The sequence below is a fragment of the Amphritea atlantica genome, from assembly GCF_024347255.1.
Classification (GTDB): Bacteria; Pseudomonadota; Gammaproteobacteria; order Pseudomonadales; family Balneatricaceae; genus Amphritea; species Amphritea atlantica.
The window spans coordinates 2190785-2208775 of record NZ_AP025284.1 but is presented as its reverse complement, the minus strand read 5'-3'; the positions used below and the strand labels follow the sequence as shown (position 1 = coordinate 2208775).

At 50.8% G+C, this 17991-nt stretch carries 16 protein-coding genes; 3 read left to right on the top strand and 13 right to left on the bottom strand.

The annotated features are described in order from the left end of the window. The first annotated feature begins 4 nt into the window (after window positions 1-4). The gene (locus tag OCU43_RS10125) at window positions 5-334 is read left to right on the top strand and encodes a hypothetical protein (protein WP_091358337.1); all 330 of its coding nucleotides are present in this window, start codon (window positions 5-7) and stop codon (window positions 332-334) included. A 48-nt stretch (window positions 335-382) separates the two neighbouring features. Here the strand turns inward: OCU43_RS10125 and sthA are convergent, their stop codons facing one another. From sthA to OCU43_RS10075, 10 genes are all read right to left on the bottom strand, one after another. Next, entirely contained in the window at window positions 383-1783 is a 1401-nt protein-coding gene (sthA, locus tag OCU43_RS10120) for a Si-specific NAD(P)(+) transhydrogenase (protein ID WP_091358336.1), read from the bottom strand. 120 nt (window positions 1784-1903) lie between these two features. After that, on the bottom strand, window positions 1904-2143 hold the full coding sequence (gene nqrM, locus OCU43_RS10115; protein WP_091358333.1) for a (Na+)-NQR maturation NqrM: 240 nt from the start codon (window positions 2141-2143) through the stop codon (window positions 1904-1906). A 10-nt stretch (window positions 2144-2153) separates the two neighbouring features. Then, window positions 2154-3062: an FAD:protein FMN transferase gene (locus OCU43_RS10110; RefSeq protein ID WP_245756569.1), complete on the bottom strand. Its 909-nt coding sequence runs from the start codon at window positions 3060-3062 to the stop codon at window positions 2154-2156. 135 nt (window positions 3063-3197) lie between these two features. After that, window positions 3198-4424 (bottom strand): NADH:ubiquinone reductase (Na(+)-transporting) subunit F, encoded by a 1227-nt coding sequence (gene nqrF, locus OCU43_RS10105; RefSeq protein ID WP_091358328.1) that lies wholly within the window; start codon window positions 4422-4424, stop codon window positions 3198-3200. A 37-nt stretch (window positions 4425-4461) separates the two neighbouring features. Next, window positions 4462-5070 (bottom strand): NADH:ubiquinone reductase (Na(+)-transporting) subunit E, encoded by a 609-nt coding sequence (nqrE, locus tag OCU43_RS10100; RefSeq protein WP_091358326.1) that lies wholly within the window; start codon window positions 5068-5070, stop codon window positions 4462-4464. Continuing rightward, on the bottom strand, window positions 5070-5729 hold the full coding sequence (locus tag OCU43_RS10095) for an NADH:ubiquinone reductase (Na(+)-transporting) subunit D (RefSeq protein WP_091358323.1): 660 nt from the start codon (window positions 5727-5729) through the stop codon (window positions 5070-5072). Before OCU43_RS10095 ends, nqrE begins: the two co-directional genes overlap by 1 nt. A 3-nt stretch (window positions 5730-5732) precedes the next feature. Continuing rightward, window positions 5733-6521 (bottom strand): Na(+)-translocating NADH-quinone reductase subunit C, encoded by a 789-nt coding sequence (locus OCU43_RS10090; protein ID WP_091358320.1) that lies wholly within the window; start codon window positions 6519-6521, stop codon window positions 5733-5735. Beyond that, window positions 6508-7719, bottom strand: coding sequence for an NADH:ubiquinone reductase (Na(+)-transporting) subunit B (locus OCU43_RS10085; RefSeq protein ID WP_091358317.1), 1212 nt, complete (start codon window positions 7717-7719; stop codon window positions 6508-6510). Before OCU43_RS10085 ends, OCU43_RS10090 begins: the two co-directional genes overlap by 14 nt. A gap of 2 nt (window positions 7720-7721) precedes the next feature. Next, the gene (locus tag OCU43_RS10080; protein WP_091358315.1) at window positions 7722-9059 is read right to left on the bottom strand and encodes a Na(+)-translocating NADH-quinone reductase subunit A; all 1338 of its coding nucleotides are present in this window, start codon (window positions 9057-9059) and stop codon (window positions 7722-7724) included. Between the two features lie 327 nt (window positions 9060-9386). Further along, window positions 9387-10823: a glyceraldehyde-3-phosphate dehydrogenase gene (locus tag OCU43_RS10075; RefSeq protein ID WP_091358313.1), complete on the bottom strand. Its 1437-nt coding sequence runs from the start codon at window positions 10821-10823 to the stop codon at window positions 9387-9389. Between the two features lie 275 nt (window positions 10824-11098). Between OCU43_RS10075 and mfd the strand changes: the two genes are divergently transcribed. Further along, window positions 11099-14548: a transcription-repair coupling factor gene (gene mfd, locus OCU43_RS10070; RefSeq protein WP_091358310.1), complete on the top strand. Its 3450-nt coding sequence runs from the start codon at window positions 11099-11101 to the stop codon at window positions 14546-14548. Next, a complete protein-coding gene (locus tag OCU43_RS10065; RefSeq protein WP_091358308.1) occupies window positions 14548-15291 on the top strand; it encodes a CsiV family protein in 744 nt (247 codons plus the stop codon). The genes mfd and OCU43_RS10065 overlap by 1 nt, the downstream gene beginning before the upstream one ends. 70 nt (window positions 15292-15361) lie before the next feature. Here OCU43_RS10065 and OCU43_RS10060 read toward each other — a convergent pair whose 3' ends face one another. The 3 genes from OCU43_RS10060 to nagZ form a co-directional block, all read right to left on the bottom strand. Beyond that, complete coding sequence (locus OCU43_RS10060) at window positions 15362-15766, bottom strand: DUF2750 domain-containing protein (protein ID WP_091358305.1); 405 nt, start codon at window positions 15764-15766, stop codon at window positions 15362-15364. Between the two features lie 64 nt (window positions 15767-15830). Beyond that, window positions 15831-16934, bottom strand: a complete 1104-nt coding sequence (locus tag OCU43_RS10055) for a mechanosensitive ion channel family protein (RefSeq protein ID WP_091358302.1) — start codon at window positions 16932-16934, stop codon at window positions 15831-15833. Window positions 16935-16952: 18 nt separating this feature from the next. After that, the gene (gene nagZ, locus OCU43_RS10050; RefSeq protein ID WP_245756568.1) at window positions 16953-17972 is read right to left on the bottom strand and encodes a beta-N-acetylhexosaminidase; all 1020 of its coding nucleotides are present in this window, start codon (window positions 17970-17972) and stop codon (window positions 16953-16955) included. Window positions 17973-17991: the final 19 nt, after the last annotated feature.

Sequence of the window (17991 nt, the reverse complement as noted above, 5' to 3'; positions counted from 1 at the left end):
ATCAATGTCTGACAACTTAAACAGTTCCGATAGCAGTACCCATAACAAGCTGTTACATCACATCGCCACAGGGTTTGGTTTGCTGTTTCTTATCGCTTATTATCTGGTGATCGACAGCACTGGATTTTACGACTGGGTGACGGCTCAGATGCCAGAAAAGTATGCCGGAGCCGGACTGATGCTGGGGATCATGATCGGTATGACCCCCGGTTTCTTCCTCTGGAAACACTACAATCGCTGGATTGAAAGAAAACTCGGTGTAACCGGTAAGTATTATGAGGATGGCTTCTATAAAACGCCTGAAAAACCCGACGACGATACCACTGATCGATAATACAGACAAAAAAACCGCCCAATGAGGCGGTTTTTTATTGCCATTCTGTTACAGATTGGAGATACGGTTCAACCCTGCAATGGCTGCTACCCGATAGGCTTCTGCCATGGTCGGATAGTTAAAGGTGGTGTTGACGAAGTAGTTTATGGTATTCGCTTCGCCCGCCTGATTCATAATCGCCTGACCGATATGTACGATCTCAGAAGCCTGGTCTCCAAAGCAGTGGATACCCAATATTGCCAGCGTATCCCGGTTGAACAGAATCTTCAGCATCCCCACCGGCTCACCGGAAATCTGCGCACGGGCGGTATCCTTGAAAAAGGCCTGTCCAACTTCATAAGGCACACACTCTTCCGTCAGTTGCTCCTCGGTTTTACCGATAGAGCTGATCTCTGGAATAGTATAGATACCGGTGGGCACATCATTAATGTAACGGAAATCCTCTGCATTGAGCATATCTGAAGACGCTGCACGCCCCTGGTCAAGCGCCGCAGATGCCAGCGCAGGCCAGCCGATCACATCACCACAGGCATAGATCCCTTCTGACTTGGTCCGGTAGTGTTCATCGACCTCAATCTGCCCCCGACTGTTCGCCTCCAGACCGATATTTTCCAGCTTCAGCATGTCGGTGTTACCGCTACGCCCATTACACCAGAGAAAAGCATCCGCCCGGATCATTTTGCCTGAACGCAGCGTCAGAGTTACGCCTCGCTCATCAGCGACAACTTTTTCATAGACTTCATTATGGCGTATCTTCACCGCATTATTACGCAGGTGATAACTCAGTGAATCGGAGATCTCAGCATCCAGAAAAGATAACAGGCGGTCCATCGAATCGATAAGATCGACCTTAACGCCCAAACCACTGAAGATAGAAGCGTATTCAGAACCGATAACACCGGCACCATAAATAATAAGCGTCCGGGGAGTATGACTGAGGGTCAGTACAGTATCGCTGTTATAGATACGCGGATGATTAAAGTCGATATCATCCGGCTTATAAGGCCGCGAGCCGGTAGCAATAATGATGTTTTTAGCCCGCAGGGTTTCATTACCCTTAACCGTACCCGTCACCAATACAGTATTTTTATCAGCAAACTCTGCCTGACCAAAAAACAGATCTATACGATTGCGGGCATAGAAATTAGTGCGCATCATGACCTGGTTTGAGATAACTTTTTCGGCACGCTTAAGCACTTTAGGAAAGGAAAACCAGCGAGGTTCGCCGATATCACGGAACATAGGGTTGGTGTTGAACTCAATGATCTGCTTGACTGAGTGACGCAGCGCCTTGGAAGGGATAGTGCCTTTATGGGTACAGTTACCACCCACTGAATCCTGAGACTCTATTACGGCTACACGACGCCCCTTTTTCGCCGCATTCATTGCCGCGCCTTCACCGGCAGGACCGGATCCGATTACAATGACATCATAGTCATATACAGCCATCACTTTCCCCTATTACTGTTATTCTTGCGATAATTATTTGTCGAGACAACCAAACCCCGTACATGCAGGCACAGACAACTTACTGTGCCTGGAAAATTCAGTCAGCAGATTCAATTCTACTCAGTGGCCAGACTTCGCCTCATAGGCCAGTTCGGCAACAGCCTCTTTACGACTCTGCTTGTCCTGCTCATCTTCACACTTGTTCTGATCACCACCACAGATGGGGCACTCTTCGTCGATACCCACAGCGGCCAGACCACCACAGGAGCCTGCAATCGGTTTACGTCCCATGATAACGCCGATGGACATACCTGCTATCACCAGACCCAGAACGATAAATGACAAAATCATAGTACTCATAGAACTTTCCTCACTCCACCAGATAGTGTTTAAATCCCGGTGTCATCTTTTCAATAAAGCCGTCAGCGGACTTTATAATCAATAGCGCTTCAACCCCCTGCTGCTCAGCATAGGTTTCAGCCCGCTCGGGCCCAAGCACCATCATCGCCGTCGCCAACGCATCTGCTGTCGCACAGTCACTGGCCAGTACAGTAACGGACGCCAGCTTATGACTGATCGGCTTGCCAGTAGATGGATCTATTGTATGGGAAAAACGGATACCGTTTTCCTCAAAATAATTACGGTAATCGCCTGATGTGGCGATCCCCACATCTTTCACTTCAATTATACGCTGAACCTTACGCTCACCGGAAACCGGCGCTTCAATGGCGATCTTCCAGTGGCTGTTGTCCGGCTTTAGTCCCCTGGCTCTGAGTTCACCACCGATCTCAACCAGATACGCGGTAATACCATTACTTTCCAGCAGTTCGGCTACTTTATCCACACCGTACCCCTTAGCGATTGCTGAAAGATCGATATAGACTTTACGCTCACGATTTAACTGATTCCCGGTAAGCCTGAGATAGTGATAGCCTACCCGCTGACGCAGCTGAGCAATCTCCTGTTCCTCCGGCGCGTGGATAACCCGGCCATCCGGGCCAAAGCCCCACAGATTAACAAGTGGACCGACCGTAACATCAAATGCACCGCCAGAAGAATCGCTAATCTCTAAAGCTTTTTTTAATACCTGAGTCAGACCTTCAGATAGTGTCGCAACCTCACCTGCCGGCATCCGGTTGATGCGACTCAGCTCTGAGTCCTTCTGATAGGTAGACATACTGTTATTGACCTGCACCAGCAACTGATCAATCTGTGCCGGCAGTTTTGCATCAATATCAGCATCGGACGATACCCACTTCACAGTGAAGCTGGTACCCATTGTCGGCCCCTGATGGCTGACAATCTGAGGTTGTTTGCTACACCCACTAAGGAGTGCAAACATGAAAAACAAAGCGGCCAGCAGCAGAGCTGCCGGCCGTTTAATGACTTGTCTGGTTATTTCAGACATCAATGATCAGCCACCAAAGTCGTCGAGGAAGATATTTTCACGCTCAACACCCAGATCAACCAGCATCTGAATAACTGCAGCATTCATCATGGGAGGTCCACACATGTAGTACTCGCAATCTTCCGGAGCCTCATGGTCCTTCAGATAGTTTTCGTACAACACATTATGGATGAAACCAGTCATACCATCCCAGTTATCTTCAGGCTGAGGATCTGACAGGGCCAGATGCCACTTGAAGTTGTCATTTTCCTCCTGAAGCTTATCGTACTCCTCATTGTAGAAGCACTCACGCAGTGAGCGGGCACCATACCAGAAGGAGATCTTACGCTTAGAGTTCAGACGCTTCAGCTGATCGAAGATATGAGACCGCATGGGTGCCATACCCGCGCCACCGCCGATAAAGACCATCTCGTTATCGGTATCCTTGGCAAAAAACTCACCAAACGGTCCGTACACGGTAATCTTATCGCCCGGTTTGAGGCTGAATACGTAGGAAGACATCTTACCCGGAGGCACATCGGTACCCGGAGGTGGAGACGCGATACGGATATTGAATTTAACAACACCGCGCTCTTCCGGATAGTTTGCCATGGAGTATGCACGGATCGTGGTTTCATCCACTTTCGATACATAACGCCATTGATCAAACTTATCCCAGTCCCCACGATATTCCTCTTCGATATCGAAGTCTTTGTAGTGCACTTCGTGAGGAGGACACTCCAGCTGAACATAACCACCGGCCCGGAAGTCCACGTTCTCACCTCCCGGCAGACGCAGGGTCAGCTCTTTGATGAAAGTGGCAACGTTAGGGTTAGATTCAACCGTACACTCCCACTTCTTAACACCAAAGATCTCCTCTTCGAGCTCGATATTCATATCCTGCTTCACAGCCACCTGACAGGACAGGCGCCAGCCCTCTTTCGCTTCACGCATGGTAAAGTGAGACTCCTCAGTCGGCAGCATAGAACCGCCTCCATCAAGCACCTGACACTTACACTGCGCACAGGTACCACCGCCGCCACAGGCGGAAGGCACAAAGATACCGGCGTTAGACAGAGTTTGAAGCAGCTTATCACCGGCAGGAACAGTAACGCTCTTGTCCGGATCATCATTAATGGTGATGGTGACATCACCACTGCTAACCAGTTTTGAACGGGCTGCCAGAATTACCGCGACCAGTGCAAGCACCACCGCGGTAAACATGACAACGCCGAGAACGATTTCTGCATTCATTAGCTTAATCCTTCTTTAGTTGATCATGCGACAGCAATTACAGCTGCACGCCGGAGAAAGACATGAAACCCAGAGACATCAGACCCACAGTGATGAAGGTGATGCCCAGGCCACGCAAACCTTCCGGTACGTCGCTGTATTTAAGTTTTTCACGGATACCTGCCAGGGTGGCAATCGCCAGCGCCCAGCCAACACCCGCACCGGTACCATAAACAACGGACTCACCAAAGGTGTAGTCACGCTCAACCATGAACAGAGCAGCACCCATGATGGCACAGTTCACGGTAATCAGCGGCAGGAATACACCCAACGCGTTGTACAGTGCCGGTACATACTTATCCAGGAACATCTCCAGAATCTGTACAATCGCAGCGATTACACCGATATAGGAGATATACCCCAGGAAGCTGAGATCAACATCAGGATAACCGGCCCAGGCCAGTGCTCCTTCACGCAGCAACAGATTGAAGATCAGGTTGTTGATCGGGGTGGTGATCGCCAGAACCACGATAACCGCAATACCCAGACCGATAGCCGTCTGCACCTTCTTAGAGATCGCCAGGAATGTACACATCCCGAGGAAGAAGGCCAGCGCCATATTTTCAACAAAGACCGCCTTAACGGCTAGGCTGATATACTGTTCCATTACACAGCCTCCTTCTGAGAGTTCTTGGCCAGCTCAAACTCCGGTGCTTCGACCTGATCTTTCTTAAAGGTACGAATCAGCCAGATAAACATGCCAATGATAAAGAACGCGCTCGGTGGAAGCAGCAGCAGACCGTTAGCCTGATACCAGCCGCCATCGGTGACCAGTGGCAGGATTTCGATACCAAACAGCTTACCGGCACCAAACAGCTCACGGATAGTACCGACAAACAGCAGTACCACACCGTAACCCAGACCGTTACCGATACCATCCAGGAAGGAGATCATCGGAGGGTTCTTCATTGCGAACGCTTCAGCACGTCCCATAACGATACAGTTAGTAATGATCAGACCAACAAATACTGACAGCTGCTTCGATATTTCATACGCGTACGCTTTCAGAATCTGATCTACCACGATTACCAGCGAGGCGATAATCGCCATCTGACAGATGATCCGGATACTACTCGGCATCTGATTACGGATAATCGAGATAAACAGGTTGGAAAATGCAGTAACAACGGTTACCGCCAAGGCCATTACAAATGCAGTCCCCAGGTTTGATGTTACCGCCAGCGCGGAACAGATACCCAGAATCTGCAGACCAATCGGGTTATTGTTAAAAATCGGTCCTAACAGGACATCTTTAACTTGAGACATAATTTACGCCCCCCCTGCTTTCAGATTAGACAAGAATGGTGCATAACCATTTTCACCCATCCAGAAGTGAACCAGATTTGTGACACCACGGCTGGTCAGTGTAGCACCTGATAAACCATCAACCTGGAATTTCGCTTTAGGCGAAGCCGGATCAACACTACCTTTAATCAGCCCCAGCTCAGGCTTCATGGAACCCTCTGGATAAACCTGTTTACCAGGCCACAGCGCTTTCCAGTTAGGGTTATCAACTTCGCCACCCAGGCCTGGTGTTTCAGCGTGAGAATAGAAGCCCAGACCCACCACGGTATTCAGATCTGACTCAAGTGCCAGAAATCCATACAGCGTTGACCAGAGACCATACCCGTGTACCGGCAGGATCACTTTATCAAACCCTTTTGGTGAATCACTTTTCACCAGATAAACAGGCATCACTTTTGCCTGATATTTGATAGAGGCGATATCTTCCTGACGACTCAGCTTAACACCGGTATCCGCTTCTTTTGCCGCCTTACGGGCATCATAACGGGCCGGATCACTGACCTCAGTAAACTTACCGCTGCTCAGATCTACAAAGCGCTTTTCGATCAACTGATCAAAAACCGCCTGAACATCCTTGCCGGCAGTAGGAATACCCGCCGCAGCCAGGATGTTGGTCTGACGGTCAAGGTTTTTATTGGCAATCTGTTTCGGCTTGAGTAACACCGCTGCTGCAGATACAACCACAGAGCAGACCACACACAGCAAAACAGCTACGGTAATTGTTCTACCGATAGAATCTTTACTCGCTGACATTGCGCATCGCCCTCCGCTTGATGTTTGCCTGCACGACAAAGTTATCGATCAGTGGTGCAAACAGGTTACCGAACAGGATCGCCAGCATCATACCCTCAGGGAATGCTGGGTTAACCACACGGATAAGTATAACCATCACCCCGATCAGTGCTCCGAAGTACCACTTACCTTTATTGGTCATAGATGCAGAGATCGGATCGGTTGCCATAAAGAACATACCAAATGCGAAACCACCCAGCACCATATGCCAGTAGAACGGCAGTGCAAACATAGGATTGGTGTCAGAACCGATGAGATTCAGCAGAGTTGCCATCGCGGTCATACCCAGAAAAACACCAGCGACAATCCGCCATGCAGCAACTTTGGCAATCAGCATCACCAGGCCGCCCAGCGCAATAGCAAAGGTTGAAACCTCACCCACAGAACCCTGGATATTACCGATAAAGGCATCGAACCAGGTGATATTCTGCGCCAGGATCGCGTCAACACCACCCGCAGCAGCCAGACCCAGAGGGGTCGCACCGGAGAAACCATCGACAGCGGTCCAGATCGCATCACCTGTCATCTGCGCAGGATAGGCAAAGAACAGGAACGCACGGGCGGTGAGTGCAGGGTTAAGGAAGTTTTTACCGGTACCACCGAAAACCTCTTTACCAATCACAACACCAAAGCTGATGCCCAGAGCAACCTGCCATAACGGAATCGTTGGCGGCAGAATCAGCGAGAACAGAATAGAGGTCACGAAGAAACCTTCGTTGACTTCATGTCCACGCTTCATTGCGAACAACACTTCCCAGAAGCCACCCACGACAAAGGTAACCATGTAGATAGGCAACCAGTAGGCTGCACCGTGGATGATATTATCCCACAGACTATCAGGGTTGAAGCTGGTCAGGGCACCTGCAATAGCCCCCTGCCAGGTAGTCGGATCAGTAATACCCAGTGCCGCCATCGCAGTATTTGCCTGATGGCCAACGTTGTACATACCGAAGAAAACCGCCGGAAAAGTACACATCCAAACCAGAATCATAATCCGCTTCAGATCGACAGCGTCACGTACATGAGCTGCAGTCTTAGTCACATGACCCGGAGTGTAGAAAATAGTATCCGCAGCTTCATAAAGCGCATACCAGTTTTCATACTTGCCGCCTTTATGGAAATGCGGCTCCATCTTATCAAGAATATTTCTTAAGCTCATGATCAGGCCTCTTTCTCTATACGCGTCAGATTGTCGCGAAGAATTTGGCCATACTCATACTTGCCCGGACAGGCAAATGTGCACAGCGCGAGGTCTTCTTCGTCAAGCTCGAGACACCCAAGTGCCATCGCATGAACGACATCCCCGGTGACCAGGGCACGCAACAGCTGCGTCGGAAGAATATCCAGCGGCATCAGCTCTTCGAACTGCCCCACCGGCACCATGGCCCGTTCTGAACCGTTGGTGGTCGTAGTGAAGTCAAACTTCTTAGACGGGCTCAGTTTGGACAGGAACATATTCAGTACAGAGAATTTGTTCGCACCCGGTACGATCCAGCCCAGCAATTCACGCTGATCACCCTCTTCCAGAACAGTCACCTGGGAAGCGTATCGGCCAAGGTAGCCCATAGGACCTGCAGCCTTACGACCATTCCATACAGAGCCGCTGATCACCCGGTTATTTTCACCTTCAGTACGGCCCGCCAGCAGCTCATCCAGATTCGCCCCCAAACGGGTGCGCAGCAGTGCTGGCTGCTTCACCTGAGGACCCGCTACAGCGACTACCCGATCAGTAAACAGTTCACCGGTCGTGAATAATTTACCGAATGCAATAACATCCTGATAGCCGATGGTCCAGACAGTTTTTGTCGCAGACACCGGATCAAGGAAGTGAATATGCGTACCCGCATTACCCGCTGGGTGTTTACCGGCAAACTCTTCGACCGTAACACCTTCAGCGGCAGGAATATTTGCTCCCTCAGCTTTACAGAGAAACACTTTACCTTCGGTCAGACGAGTTAACACTGTCAGACCATTAGCAAAAGCTTCCGCCTGCTCAGCGATAACCACTTCCGGATTTGCAGCCAGAGGATTTGTATCAATCGCAGTAACAAAGATCGACGCAGGCTGTGTGCCCGGCTGCGGAACCTTGCTAAATGGACGTGTACGTAGTGCAGTCCAGGCACCGGACTTAACCAGATTATCCTGAACCTGCTCAGCAGTCAGTGAAGACAACTGAGATACTTCATATTTCGAAAATTGTTCCGCTTCGTTGCCATCTACTTCAACAACAACCGATTGCAGAACCCGTCTATCACCACGGTTGATCTCTTTGATCACACCCGCAGCTGGTGCTGTAAAATCAACACCTTCCGTTTTCTTATCGGAAAAGATCACTTGACCGAGTTTTACCCGATCTCCCACCTTGACCCGCATCGTAGGCTTCATGCCTGGATAATCGAAGCCGATCACGGCGACAGACTTAACCTCAACAGCTGCCGAAACAGTCTGTTCAGGTGCGCCTGTTATAGGTAGATCCAGACCCTGTTTGATCTTGATCATCCGCCTCACCCAATCTCTATTATAATTTTTTCAGGATCCCCTCCCGCAGAGCGCAATGCCTCCGACTCTGCAACATTGTCCCCGGATGTTACAAACCAAAGCAAAAACCCTACAAAGGATGGGATAACCCCAACCCAAAAACCGGTTAAGTATAAAGATCGGGAGGTAATTTTTCTACAAGAGCGACCACTAAAGGTGACTTTTAGGTCATTAATCGCAAAGCATTGATAGAACTTTAAGGTATAAGAATATACTTTTAATGAATATAAAGAAAAACCCAATAAAAAACCGCCTGTTAGGGCGGCTTTTAGTTAGTCTAAAGTCTTATCAGACCTTAGCTTTAGGGAATGCAGGCAGGGTACATTTAGCCATACGCTGAGCCATACGAATCACCTGACAACTGTAACCAAACTCATTGTCATACCACACGTACAGGACACAGCGATTGCCTTCTGCAATCGTAGCCAGCGCATCAACCACACCGGCTGCACGCGAACCAACAAAATCGGAAGAAACCGCTTCTGGAGAGTTGCTGTAGTCGATCTGCTTCTGTAACGGAGAGTGCAGCGCCATATCACGCAGATAGCTGTTCAGCTCTTCCTTGGTAGTGCCTTTATCAAGGTTCAGATTCAGAATCGCCATCGATACGTTAGGCGTAGGCACACGGATCGCATTACCGGTCAGCTTACCTTCCAGCTGAGGCAGCGCTTTGGAAACCGCTTTGGCGGCACCCGTCTCAGTGATAACCATGTTCAGACCCGCAGCACGACCACGACGATCACCCTTATGATAGTTATCAATCAGGTTCTGATCGTTGGTGTACGCGTGAACGGTCTCTACGTGACCATTGGTAACGCCAAACTTTGCATCGATCGCTTTCAGCACAGGGGAGATAGCGTTTGTGGTGCAGGATGCGGCCGACAGGATAGTATCGCTATCGTCGATATCGCCGTGGTTTACACCCATAACGATATTTTTAATCCCTTTACCCGGTGCAGTCAGTGCAACCTTGGCAACACCTTTAGATTTAAGATGCAGTGAGAGACCTGCTTCATCACGCCAGATACCGGTATTATCCAGCACCAGTGCATTGTTGATACCGTATTGGGTGTAGTCAACCTGATCAGGACCATCAGAGTAGATCACTTTGATCAGGTTACCGTTTGCGATAATCGCCTGATTTTCCTCATCCACCTGGATAGTGCCGCGGAATGAACCATGAACAGAATCGCGACGCAGCAGGCTGGCACGCTTTTCAAGATCATTAGATGCTTTGCCTTTGCGCACAACAATCGCCCGCAGACGCAGAGATTGCCCACCACCAGTACGTTCAATCAGCAGACGCGCCAACAAACGACCAATACGGCCAAAACCATACAACACAACATCGGTTGGCTCTGAGGCTGCACCACCAATAGCAGGTGCCAGCTCAGCCGCCAGAAACTCTTCCATCGATGCGCCATTGCCTTCCTGCTGGAATTTGACTGCCAGTTTGCCCACATCAACATGCGCACTCTTAACATCAATCTTATCCAGAGCAGTCAGAACAGGATGGGTGTCACAAACAGACAACTCCTTATCCTCAACCTGACGCACATAGCGGTGTGCTTTTATCACATCAACAACTGAACGCTTGATGATAAGACGACCATACACAGAGGTCTCAACGTTCTTGTCACGGTACAGACGACCAACTAAAGGGATCATCTCTTCAGCTAATGCTTCGCGACCTTTCCAGTCAGCTAACACTTTATCTTGGCTCACGGCTCACTCCAAAAAGGTAGTAGTCAATATAGCAGTCAATTTTTGCTGGGCGCATTATCACCTTTTCCCTCCCTGTGAGCAAATCTGAAACACTACACTTTAGGGCTATATTTCAGATTAATGTAACCCTGATGACAGAATAAGACAGAAATGCCACACCTTAGGACAGTCGCATCAGAGACTGTACTTTTGTCTCACGCTCCGTAAGATAAGCGCCCATATCCCCTGTCGCGCGTTGAACAGAGGCCCGTATCAGCTCATGGAGTTTGTTGTCAGTGTTTAAACAAGAATATCAGTTACCCCGAACAGCCGGTGATATCCGGCGGATCGGCAATCTCTCCGGCAGCAGCCGTGGCATGCTGGCTACCGAGATTGCCGAGCAGCATCCCGGGCTGATTCTCTGTATTACCAACGACAGTGACGGCGCCTCCCGGCTTCAGTCTGAAATCGGCTTTTATGGCAACAACAGAATCGAATGCATGCTGTTTTCCGACTGGGAAACCCTGCCTTACGATAATTTTTCTCCGCATCAGGATATCATCTCAGAGCGTCTGAATACCCTCTACCGACTGCCACAGATGCAGCGCGGCGTACTGATTATCCCGGCCAGCACGCTGATGCAGAGAGTCGCACCACAACGTTTTCTGGATGGTAATTCGCTTATTCTTGATCAGGGTCAGTCCCTCAATCTGGATGAGATGCGTCGCAAACTCTCAGATGCGGGATACCACCTCACTGAAACCGTTTATGAACACGGTGAATTTGCCATTCGCGGCGCCATCATCGACATCTTTCCAATGGGCAGCAATACCCCCTATCGCATCGAGCTATTTGATGATGAAGTGGATACCCTGCGCAGCTTCGACCCTGAAAGTCAGCGCTCAATCGACAAGGTCGATAAGATCCGTGTATTGCCTGCTAAAGAGTTCCCTTTCGACGAACTCTCGATCCGCAACTTCAAACAGCGCTGGCGGGAAACCTTCGATGTCGATTATAAGCGCTGCTCCGTTTATCAGGATGTTAATGATGGCATCAGTCCTCCCGGAATTGAGTACTATCAGCCGCTATTCTTTGATACCAGCGCGACCCTGTTCGACTATCTACCCGATAACGTACTGATTGTCACCGAAACCGACCTGGAAGATCACTGCAACCAGTTCTGGCAGGAAGTCCAGGAGCGCTATGAAGAGCGCCGCTATGATATCGAACGCCCTATTCTGCCACCGGACAGACTGTTTATTCCGGCCAACGAGCTGTTTGGTACACTGAAAAAGATGCAGCGCATTCAGCTGCAACAGGGTAAGACCCAGGCCCGGCCAGAGTCTGGCCGCTACAATCTGCCCCTGACGGAGCCACCTGAACTGACCATCAATGCGCAGTCAGCCCGCCCGTTAGCTGCCGTTGAGAGCTTTCTCTCAGAGACCCGCGACCGGGTACTGTTTTGTGCCGAATCCGCAGGCCGCCGCGAGGCGCTGATAGAGCTGCTCGGGCGTATCAGGATCAAACCTCACCCGGTAGATAACCTGCAACAGTTTCTAGACGATGGCTACCCGGTCAACATCTGCATCTTCCCTTTGGAGCAGGGACTCAGTGCGCCGGACCGCTTTCATCTGATCACCGAAACCCAGTTGTTTGGTCATCAGGTTTTTCAGCGTCGGCGTCGCTCCCGGGAACAGGAGCAGTCTGATCAGATCATTAAAAATCTGACCGAACTGAATATCGGCGCACCGGTGGTGCATATCGATCACGGCGTCGGCCGGTATCGCGGCCTGGTAACCCTGGAACTGGACTCACAAACCTCAGAGTTCCTCAAACTTGAATACGCCAACGAGGCTAACCTTTACGTCCCGGTCACCTCGCTACACCTGATCAGCCGTTATTCCGGGGCGGGCGATGAACTGGCGCCTCTGCATCGCCTCGGCACTGAGCAGTGGAGCAAAGCGCGCCGTAAGGCTGCCGAGAAAGTCCGTGATACCGCCGCGGAGCTCCTCGATATTTATGCCCGCCGCGCCGCCCGGCGAGGCCATCAGTTTGATTCACCGGACGAGCATTACGCCAGCTTCAGCGCCGCATTTCCCTTCGAAGAGACCGTCGATCAGGCCAACGCCATCCAGGCAGTCATCAAAGACATGCAATCGGAACAACCGATGGACCGGCTGGTGTGTGGTGATGTAGGTTTCGGCAAAACCGAAGTGGCGATGCGAGCCGCATTTATGGCGGTTCAGAGCAATAAGCAGGTCGCCATTCTGGTACCAACCACCCTGCTGGCACAGCAGCATTACGAAAACTTTCGCGACCGCTTTGCTGACTGGCCGGTTAATGTTGAACTGATCTCCCGGTTTCGTTCCGGCAAAGAGAGCAATGCGGTACTCAAATCCCTGACAGAGGGCAAAACAGATATCGTTATCGGCACCCATAAACTGCTCCAGGGTGATATCCGCTTCAGCGATCTGGGTCTGCTGATTATCGATGAGGAGCATCGCTTTGGGGTACAACAGAAAGAGCGTCTCAAATCCCTCCGCTCGGAGGTTGATATTCTCACCCTGACAGCAACGCCGATACCCCGCACCCTCAATATGGCAATGTCAGGCATCCGCGATCTGTCGATTATCGCAACCCCGCCAGCCCGGCGACTGTCGGTGAAAACATTTGTGCGACAGGCAGATAAAGCGCTGAAAAAAGAAGCTATTCTGCGGGAACTGCTACGTGGCGGACAGGTGTACTACCTGCATAATGAAGTTAAGGACATTGAACAGACCGCTGCCGAGATACATGAACTGGTGCCCGAAGCACGGGTGGGCATCGGCCATGGCCAGATGCGCGAACGTGAGCTTGAACAGGTGATGTCTGATTTCTATCACAAACGCTTTAATGTATTGGTCTGCACCACCATCATCGAAACCGGCATCGATGTACCCAACGCCAACACCATCATTATTGATCGGGCTGATAAGTTTGGTCTGGCACAGCTTCACCAGCTACGGGGCCGGGTTGGCCGCTCACACCATCAGGCCTACGCCTACCTGATGACACCCCACCCTAAAGCGATGACCAGCGATGCCGTTAAGCGACTGGAAGCGATTACCAGCGCCGATGAACTTGGCGCAGGCTTCACCCTCGCGACTCATGATATGGAGATTCGCGGCACTGGTGAACTACTGGGTGAAGGCCAGAGTGGTCAGATTCAGAACGTTGGCTTCTCTCTTTATCTGGAGATGCTGGAGCAGGCGGTAGAAGCGATCCGCGAAGGGAAAACACCTAACCTGGATGCACCTCTGAAACAGGGCATAGAGATCAACCTGCGTGTTCCGGCACTCATCCCGGATGAATACCTGCCGGACGTTCACAACCGTCTGATCATGTATAAACGGATAGCCAATGGCAAAAGTGAAACCGAGCTCAAAGAGCTGCAGATCGAAATGATCGACCGCTTCGGCATACTACCTGAGCAGACCAAAAACCTGTTCCGTCAGACACTACTGAAACTGCAGTGTGAACAGCTCGGCATCACCAAAATTGATGCCGGCGAAAGTGGAGGACGAATCGATTTTGACGCCGATACTGTGGTTGATCCCTTTAAACTGGTGCAACTGGTGCAACAACAACCACAAAAATTTCAGTTTGGCGGCGCCAGTCAGCTGAAGTTCACCCTGAAGATGGATAAAATAGAGCAGCGTTTTCAAGCTGTAGAACAGCTACTCCAGCAATTGACCGGGAATTCATAATGACCAAGCTTACTTCAGGGATCCTACTGGTTCTGACCCTGATCCTGTTTAACAGCAACGCAGTCCAGGCCGACACCTCTGATTATAAGGTCGAGCTGCTGATTTTCAGCCATCAGTCTTCGGATACTCTCGGTGATGAGATCTGGCCTCTTATCGACACCATTCCGCCACGTCGCAGCCGCGCGCTGGAATACAATCAGCAGGGGCAGAAGATCGGCTATTTCACCCGTCTGCCAAAATCGTCACTGTCACTGAGTGGCAAACAGGCCAGCCTGAGACGCAGCTCACTCTACCGGGTGCTCTTCCATGAAGCCTGGATTCAACCGGTCGGCGAAGTCAAGAACCGGCACGTAGTCAGAATCAACGGCGGAGAGATACTCGACAACGGCCTGTATGAGCTGGATGGCTATATCTCTATTGATAAAGGTCGCTATCTGCATTTTCGTAGCGACCTGTTTCATAGCCGCAGACTCAGCCCAACAGAAAGTCAGATGCTGCTAAAACCCTCTGCCGGCCCAACCCCGGCAGATGAGACACCGCTGAGTGATGCGTCTATGACTGAAACGCCGACAGATCAGCCTGAAGGCACCAGCGCCAATGGCAATCGTTACCTGACACAAACCACTATCCCAGACTTTCTCACGGTGGAGATGGAGAGCGCCCGACGGATGCGCAGCAATGAGCTGCACTATATTGACCACCCCCTGTTCGGCATGCTGGTGAAGATATCGCCAGTTAAATAAAAAAACGGAGCGTTCGCTCCGTTTTTACATCACAACAGCCGGAAACGATACTCCGGCTGACTGAATCAGATTATCGTTTGCGCGACCGTTTTACTTCCCGGGTCAGCATCATATCAAGCTCTTCAGGCCAGACCACCAGACCGTCCTCTTCCCCTCCGCTACCCGGGAGCGGAAACACCACCACAGCAAAACCATCCTCTTCCAGACCCGGTGTCCAGCGATGGTTCCACTGCTTAAGGGTAATGGGCATCGCCTCACAATCAGACCACTCGCCGGTTGCCCACTGCTCAGCATATTCCAGATCCGGCCAAACCGGCACACAATCCTCATCATCAGTATTCAGCATCACGCTGCCGTGGGCGTCTGTGAGAATCCAGACCTCTCCGGTTTCAACTACGCGGTGGATCATATAGTCGAAGCGCTGCTCCGCATCCAATCCTGCAACCCGGTCTAACTCACTCTGTTCTAAAGCCACTTATCTTTCTCCATCACCCTGCCGGGCAAAAAAAGAGACACCAGAGGTGCCTCTGTCACAATGATTAAACCGGATCAGGCTGAGGCTCTTCATTCTCCAGATGAATGGTTTGTGTTGGAAACGCAAAGTCTGCGTCGTGCTCATGCACGATGCGAATAATCTGCCCCATCACATCCTGCTTAACCTGATGAAAGTGCACCCAATTGGTCGTTTTGGTAAAGGTATAGATAAAAAACTCCAGCGAATAGGGGGCAAAACTATTGAGATTAACAATCAGAGTCTGACTATCATCGATCTCCGGATGATTAATCAGCATCTCCCTGACATCATTAATCACCCCCTCTATGCGAGCTGAATCCTCATAACGCAGACCGATCTTTTCATAGATACGGCGGTTAGTCATGCGTGAAGGGTTCTCCAGCGAGATACTTGCAAAGGTGCCATTAGGCACATACAGCGGCCGTTTATCAAAGGTACGGATACAGGTCAGCCGCCAGCCGATATCTTCCACCGTACCTTCGATCTCTTTATCTGGCGAACGCACCCAATCACCCACTTTGAAGGGCCGGTCGAGATAGATCATCAGGCCGCCAAAGAAATTTGCCAGCAGATCCTTGGCAGCAAAACCCACCGCAATACCACCGATACCACCGAACGCCAATACACCAGAAATGCTGTAACCGAAGCTCTGTAGCACCACTAAAACCGCAGTAATAATAATCGACAGCCGCAATAGTTTACCCAGCGCGCTCACGGTGGTCTCATCCATCGGATTCTTTACTTTATCATCCGACACCAACACCCCTTCTGCCTGACTGATAAAGCGGATCAGGAACCAGGCGATCATCACTATCACCATCACTCTGCGCAGCGGATCGACCAGCCCGACCAATACGGAATCAGCACCGGGATCTGCCAGCTCAAATGCCAGGCTCAGGCCCAACACCCAGATTAACAGCGCAATGGGACGACGCGCGGCATAGAGTAAAATGTCATCCCAGATATTACGGGTTTTTTGCAGCTGAGCTTCTAACCGCCGAAACAGGCGATTGGAGATGAAATTTGCCAACATGGTGAGGAAAACCACGACAAACACCTGCAAAACCCAGGCCTCAGCATAGCCGGTTAATCCCAGCTGTGTGAAAATTTGCGCAAGCTGCTCCTGCATGACATCGCTCCAATAGATCTAATGAATATTGACTAACTGATTAGCTAAACCTGTGGCGCGCTGCCAGCGCGCAGTGCTGCGAATATCATCAAAACAATAACTGTGTACTGCTTTCATGCGCTTAATACGCTTTGACCCCGGATGCTCCAGTTGCTCCAGATAGCCCAGCACCTGCAGCGCAGCAGAACGATTATTACATACCAGCAGCATGTCGCAACCCGCATCCAGCGCCTGCGCTGCACGAGCCTCAAAACTGCCGGCAACACTGGCACCTTCCATGGTCAGATCATCACTGAAAACAACCCCATCAAACTGCATCCCGGCGCGCAGCCGCTGACCAATCCAGTAGGATGAAAAACCCGCCGGCCGATCATCCACCTGGCGATAGATCACATGAGCGGGCATCACTGCATCCAGTCCCTGCTGTATTAACCGGGTAAAGGGGATCAGATCCTGCGCTTCAATCTCCTCCAGACTACGCTCATCAACGGGAACGTCGAGATGAGAATCCGCAACCACCCAGCCATGCCCGGGAAAGTGTTTACCTGTGGATGCCATGCCTGCCTGGCGCATACCGTCAATGAAGGCTCCTGCTAACGCCGTGACGGTTTCAGGACTGCCGGAGAACGCCCGGTCTCCAATCACCTGGCTAACGCCAAAATCAAGATCCAGTACCGGCGCAAAACTGATATCGATACCATAGCTGATCAACTCGGCAGCCATCAGCCAGCCCAGTTCCGTCGCCACTGTCACTGCATTATCCCGGTCCTGACTGTATAGTGTTCCCAGAACAGACATTGGCGGCAACCGGGTAAAACCATCGCGAAAGCGCTGCACCCGTCCCCCTTCCTGATCAACAGCGATCAGCAGCTGCGGCGCACAAAGGCGAACTTCCTGAATCAGATCAGATAATTGCTGCGGGGAGTGATAATTCCGGCTAAACAGGATAAGACCGCCCACCTGAGGGTTCTTCAAAAGGCTTTTATCATCCTCTGTCAGACTCAGACCGGCGATGTCCAGCATCAATGCTCCAGACATTGCTTTTTTCTCTTCTGTT

Bases quoted from the DNA above. Each gene is read 5' to 3' on its own strand.
- OCU43_RS10125 (WP_091358337.1), top strand. From the start codon at position 5: ATGTCTGACAACTTAAACAGTTCCGATAGCAGTACCCATAACAAGCTG.
- sthA (WP_091358336.1), bottom strand. From the start codon at position 1,783: ATGGCTGTATATGACTATGATGTCATTGTAATCGGATCCGGTCCTGCC.
- nqrM (WP_091358333.1), bottom strand. From the start codon at position 2,143: ATGAGTACTATGATTTTGTCATTTATCGTTCTGGGTCTGGTGATAGCA.
- OCU43_RS10110 (WP_245756569.1), bottom strand. From the start codon at position 3,062: ATGGGTACCAGCTTCACTGTGAAGTGGGTATCGTCCGATGCTGATATT.
- nqrF (WP_091358328.1), bottom strand. From the start codon at position 4,424: ATGAATGCAGAAATCGTTCTCGGCGTTGTCATGTTTACCGCGGTGGTG.
- nqrE (WP_091358326.1), bottom strand. From the start codon at position 5,070: ATGGAACAGTATATCAGCCTAGCCGTTAAGGCGGTCTTTGTTGAAAAT.
- OCU43_RS10095 (WP_091358323.1), bottom strand. From the start codon at position 5,729: ATGTCTCAAGTTAAAGATGTCCTGTTAGGACCGATTTTTAACAATAAC.
- OCU43_RS10090 (WP_091358320.1), bottom strand. From the start codon at position 6,521: ATGTCAGCGAGTAAAGATTCTATCGGTAGAACAATTACCGTAGCTGTT.
- OCU43_RS10085 (WP_091358317.1), bottom strand. From the start codon at position 7,719: ATGAGCTTAAGAAATATTCTTGATAAGATGGAGCCGCATTTCCATAAA.
- OCU43_RS10080 (WP_091358315.1), bottom strand. From the start codon at position 9,059: ATGATCAAGATCAAACAGGGTCTGGATCTACCTATAACAGGCGCACCT.
- OCU43_RS10065 (WP_091358308.1), top strand. From the start codon at position 14,548: ATGACCAAGCTTACTTCAGGGATCCTACTGGTTCTGACCCTGATCCTG.
- OCU43_RS10055 (WP_091358302.1), bottom strand. From the start codon at position 16,934: ATGCAGGAGCAGCTTGCGCAAATTTTCACACAGCTGGGATTAACCGGC.
- nagZ (WP_245756568.1), bottom strand. From the start codon at position 17,972: ATGTCTGGAGCATTGATGCTGGACATCGCCGGTCTGAGTCTGACAGAG.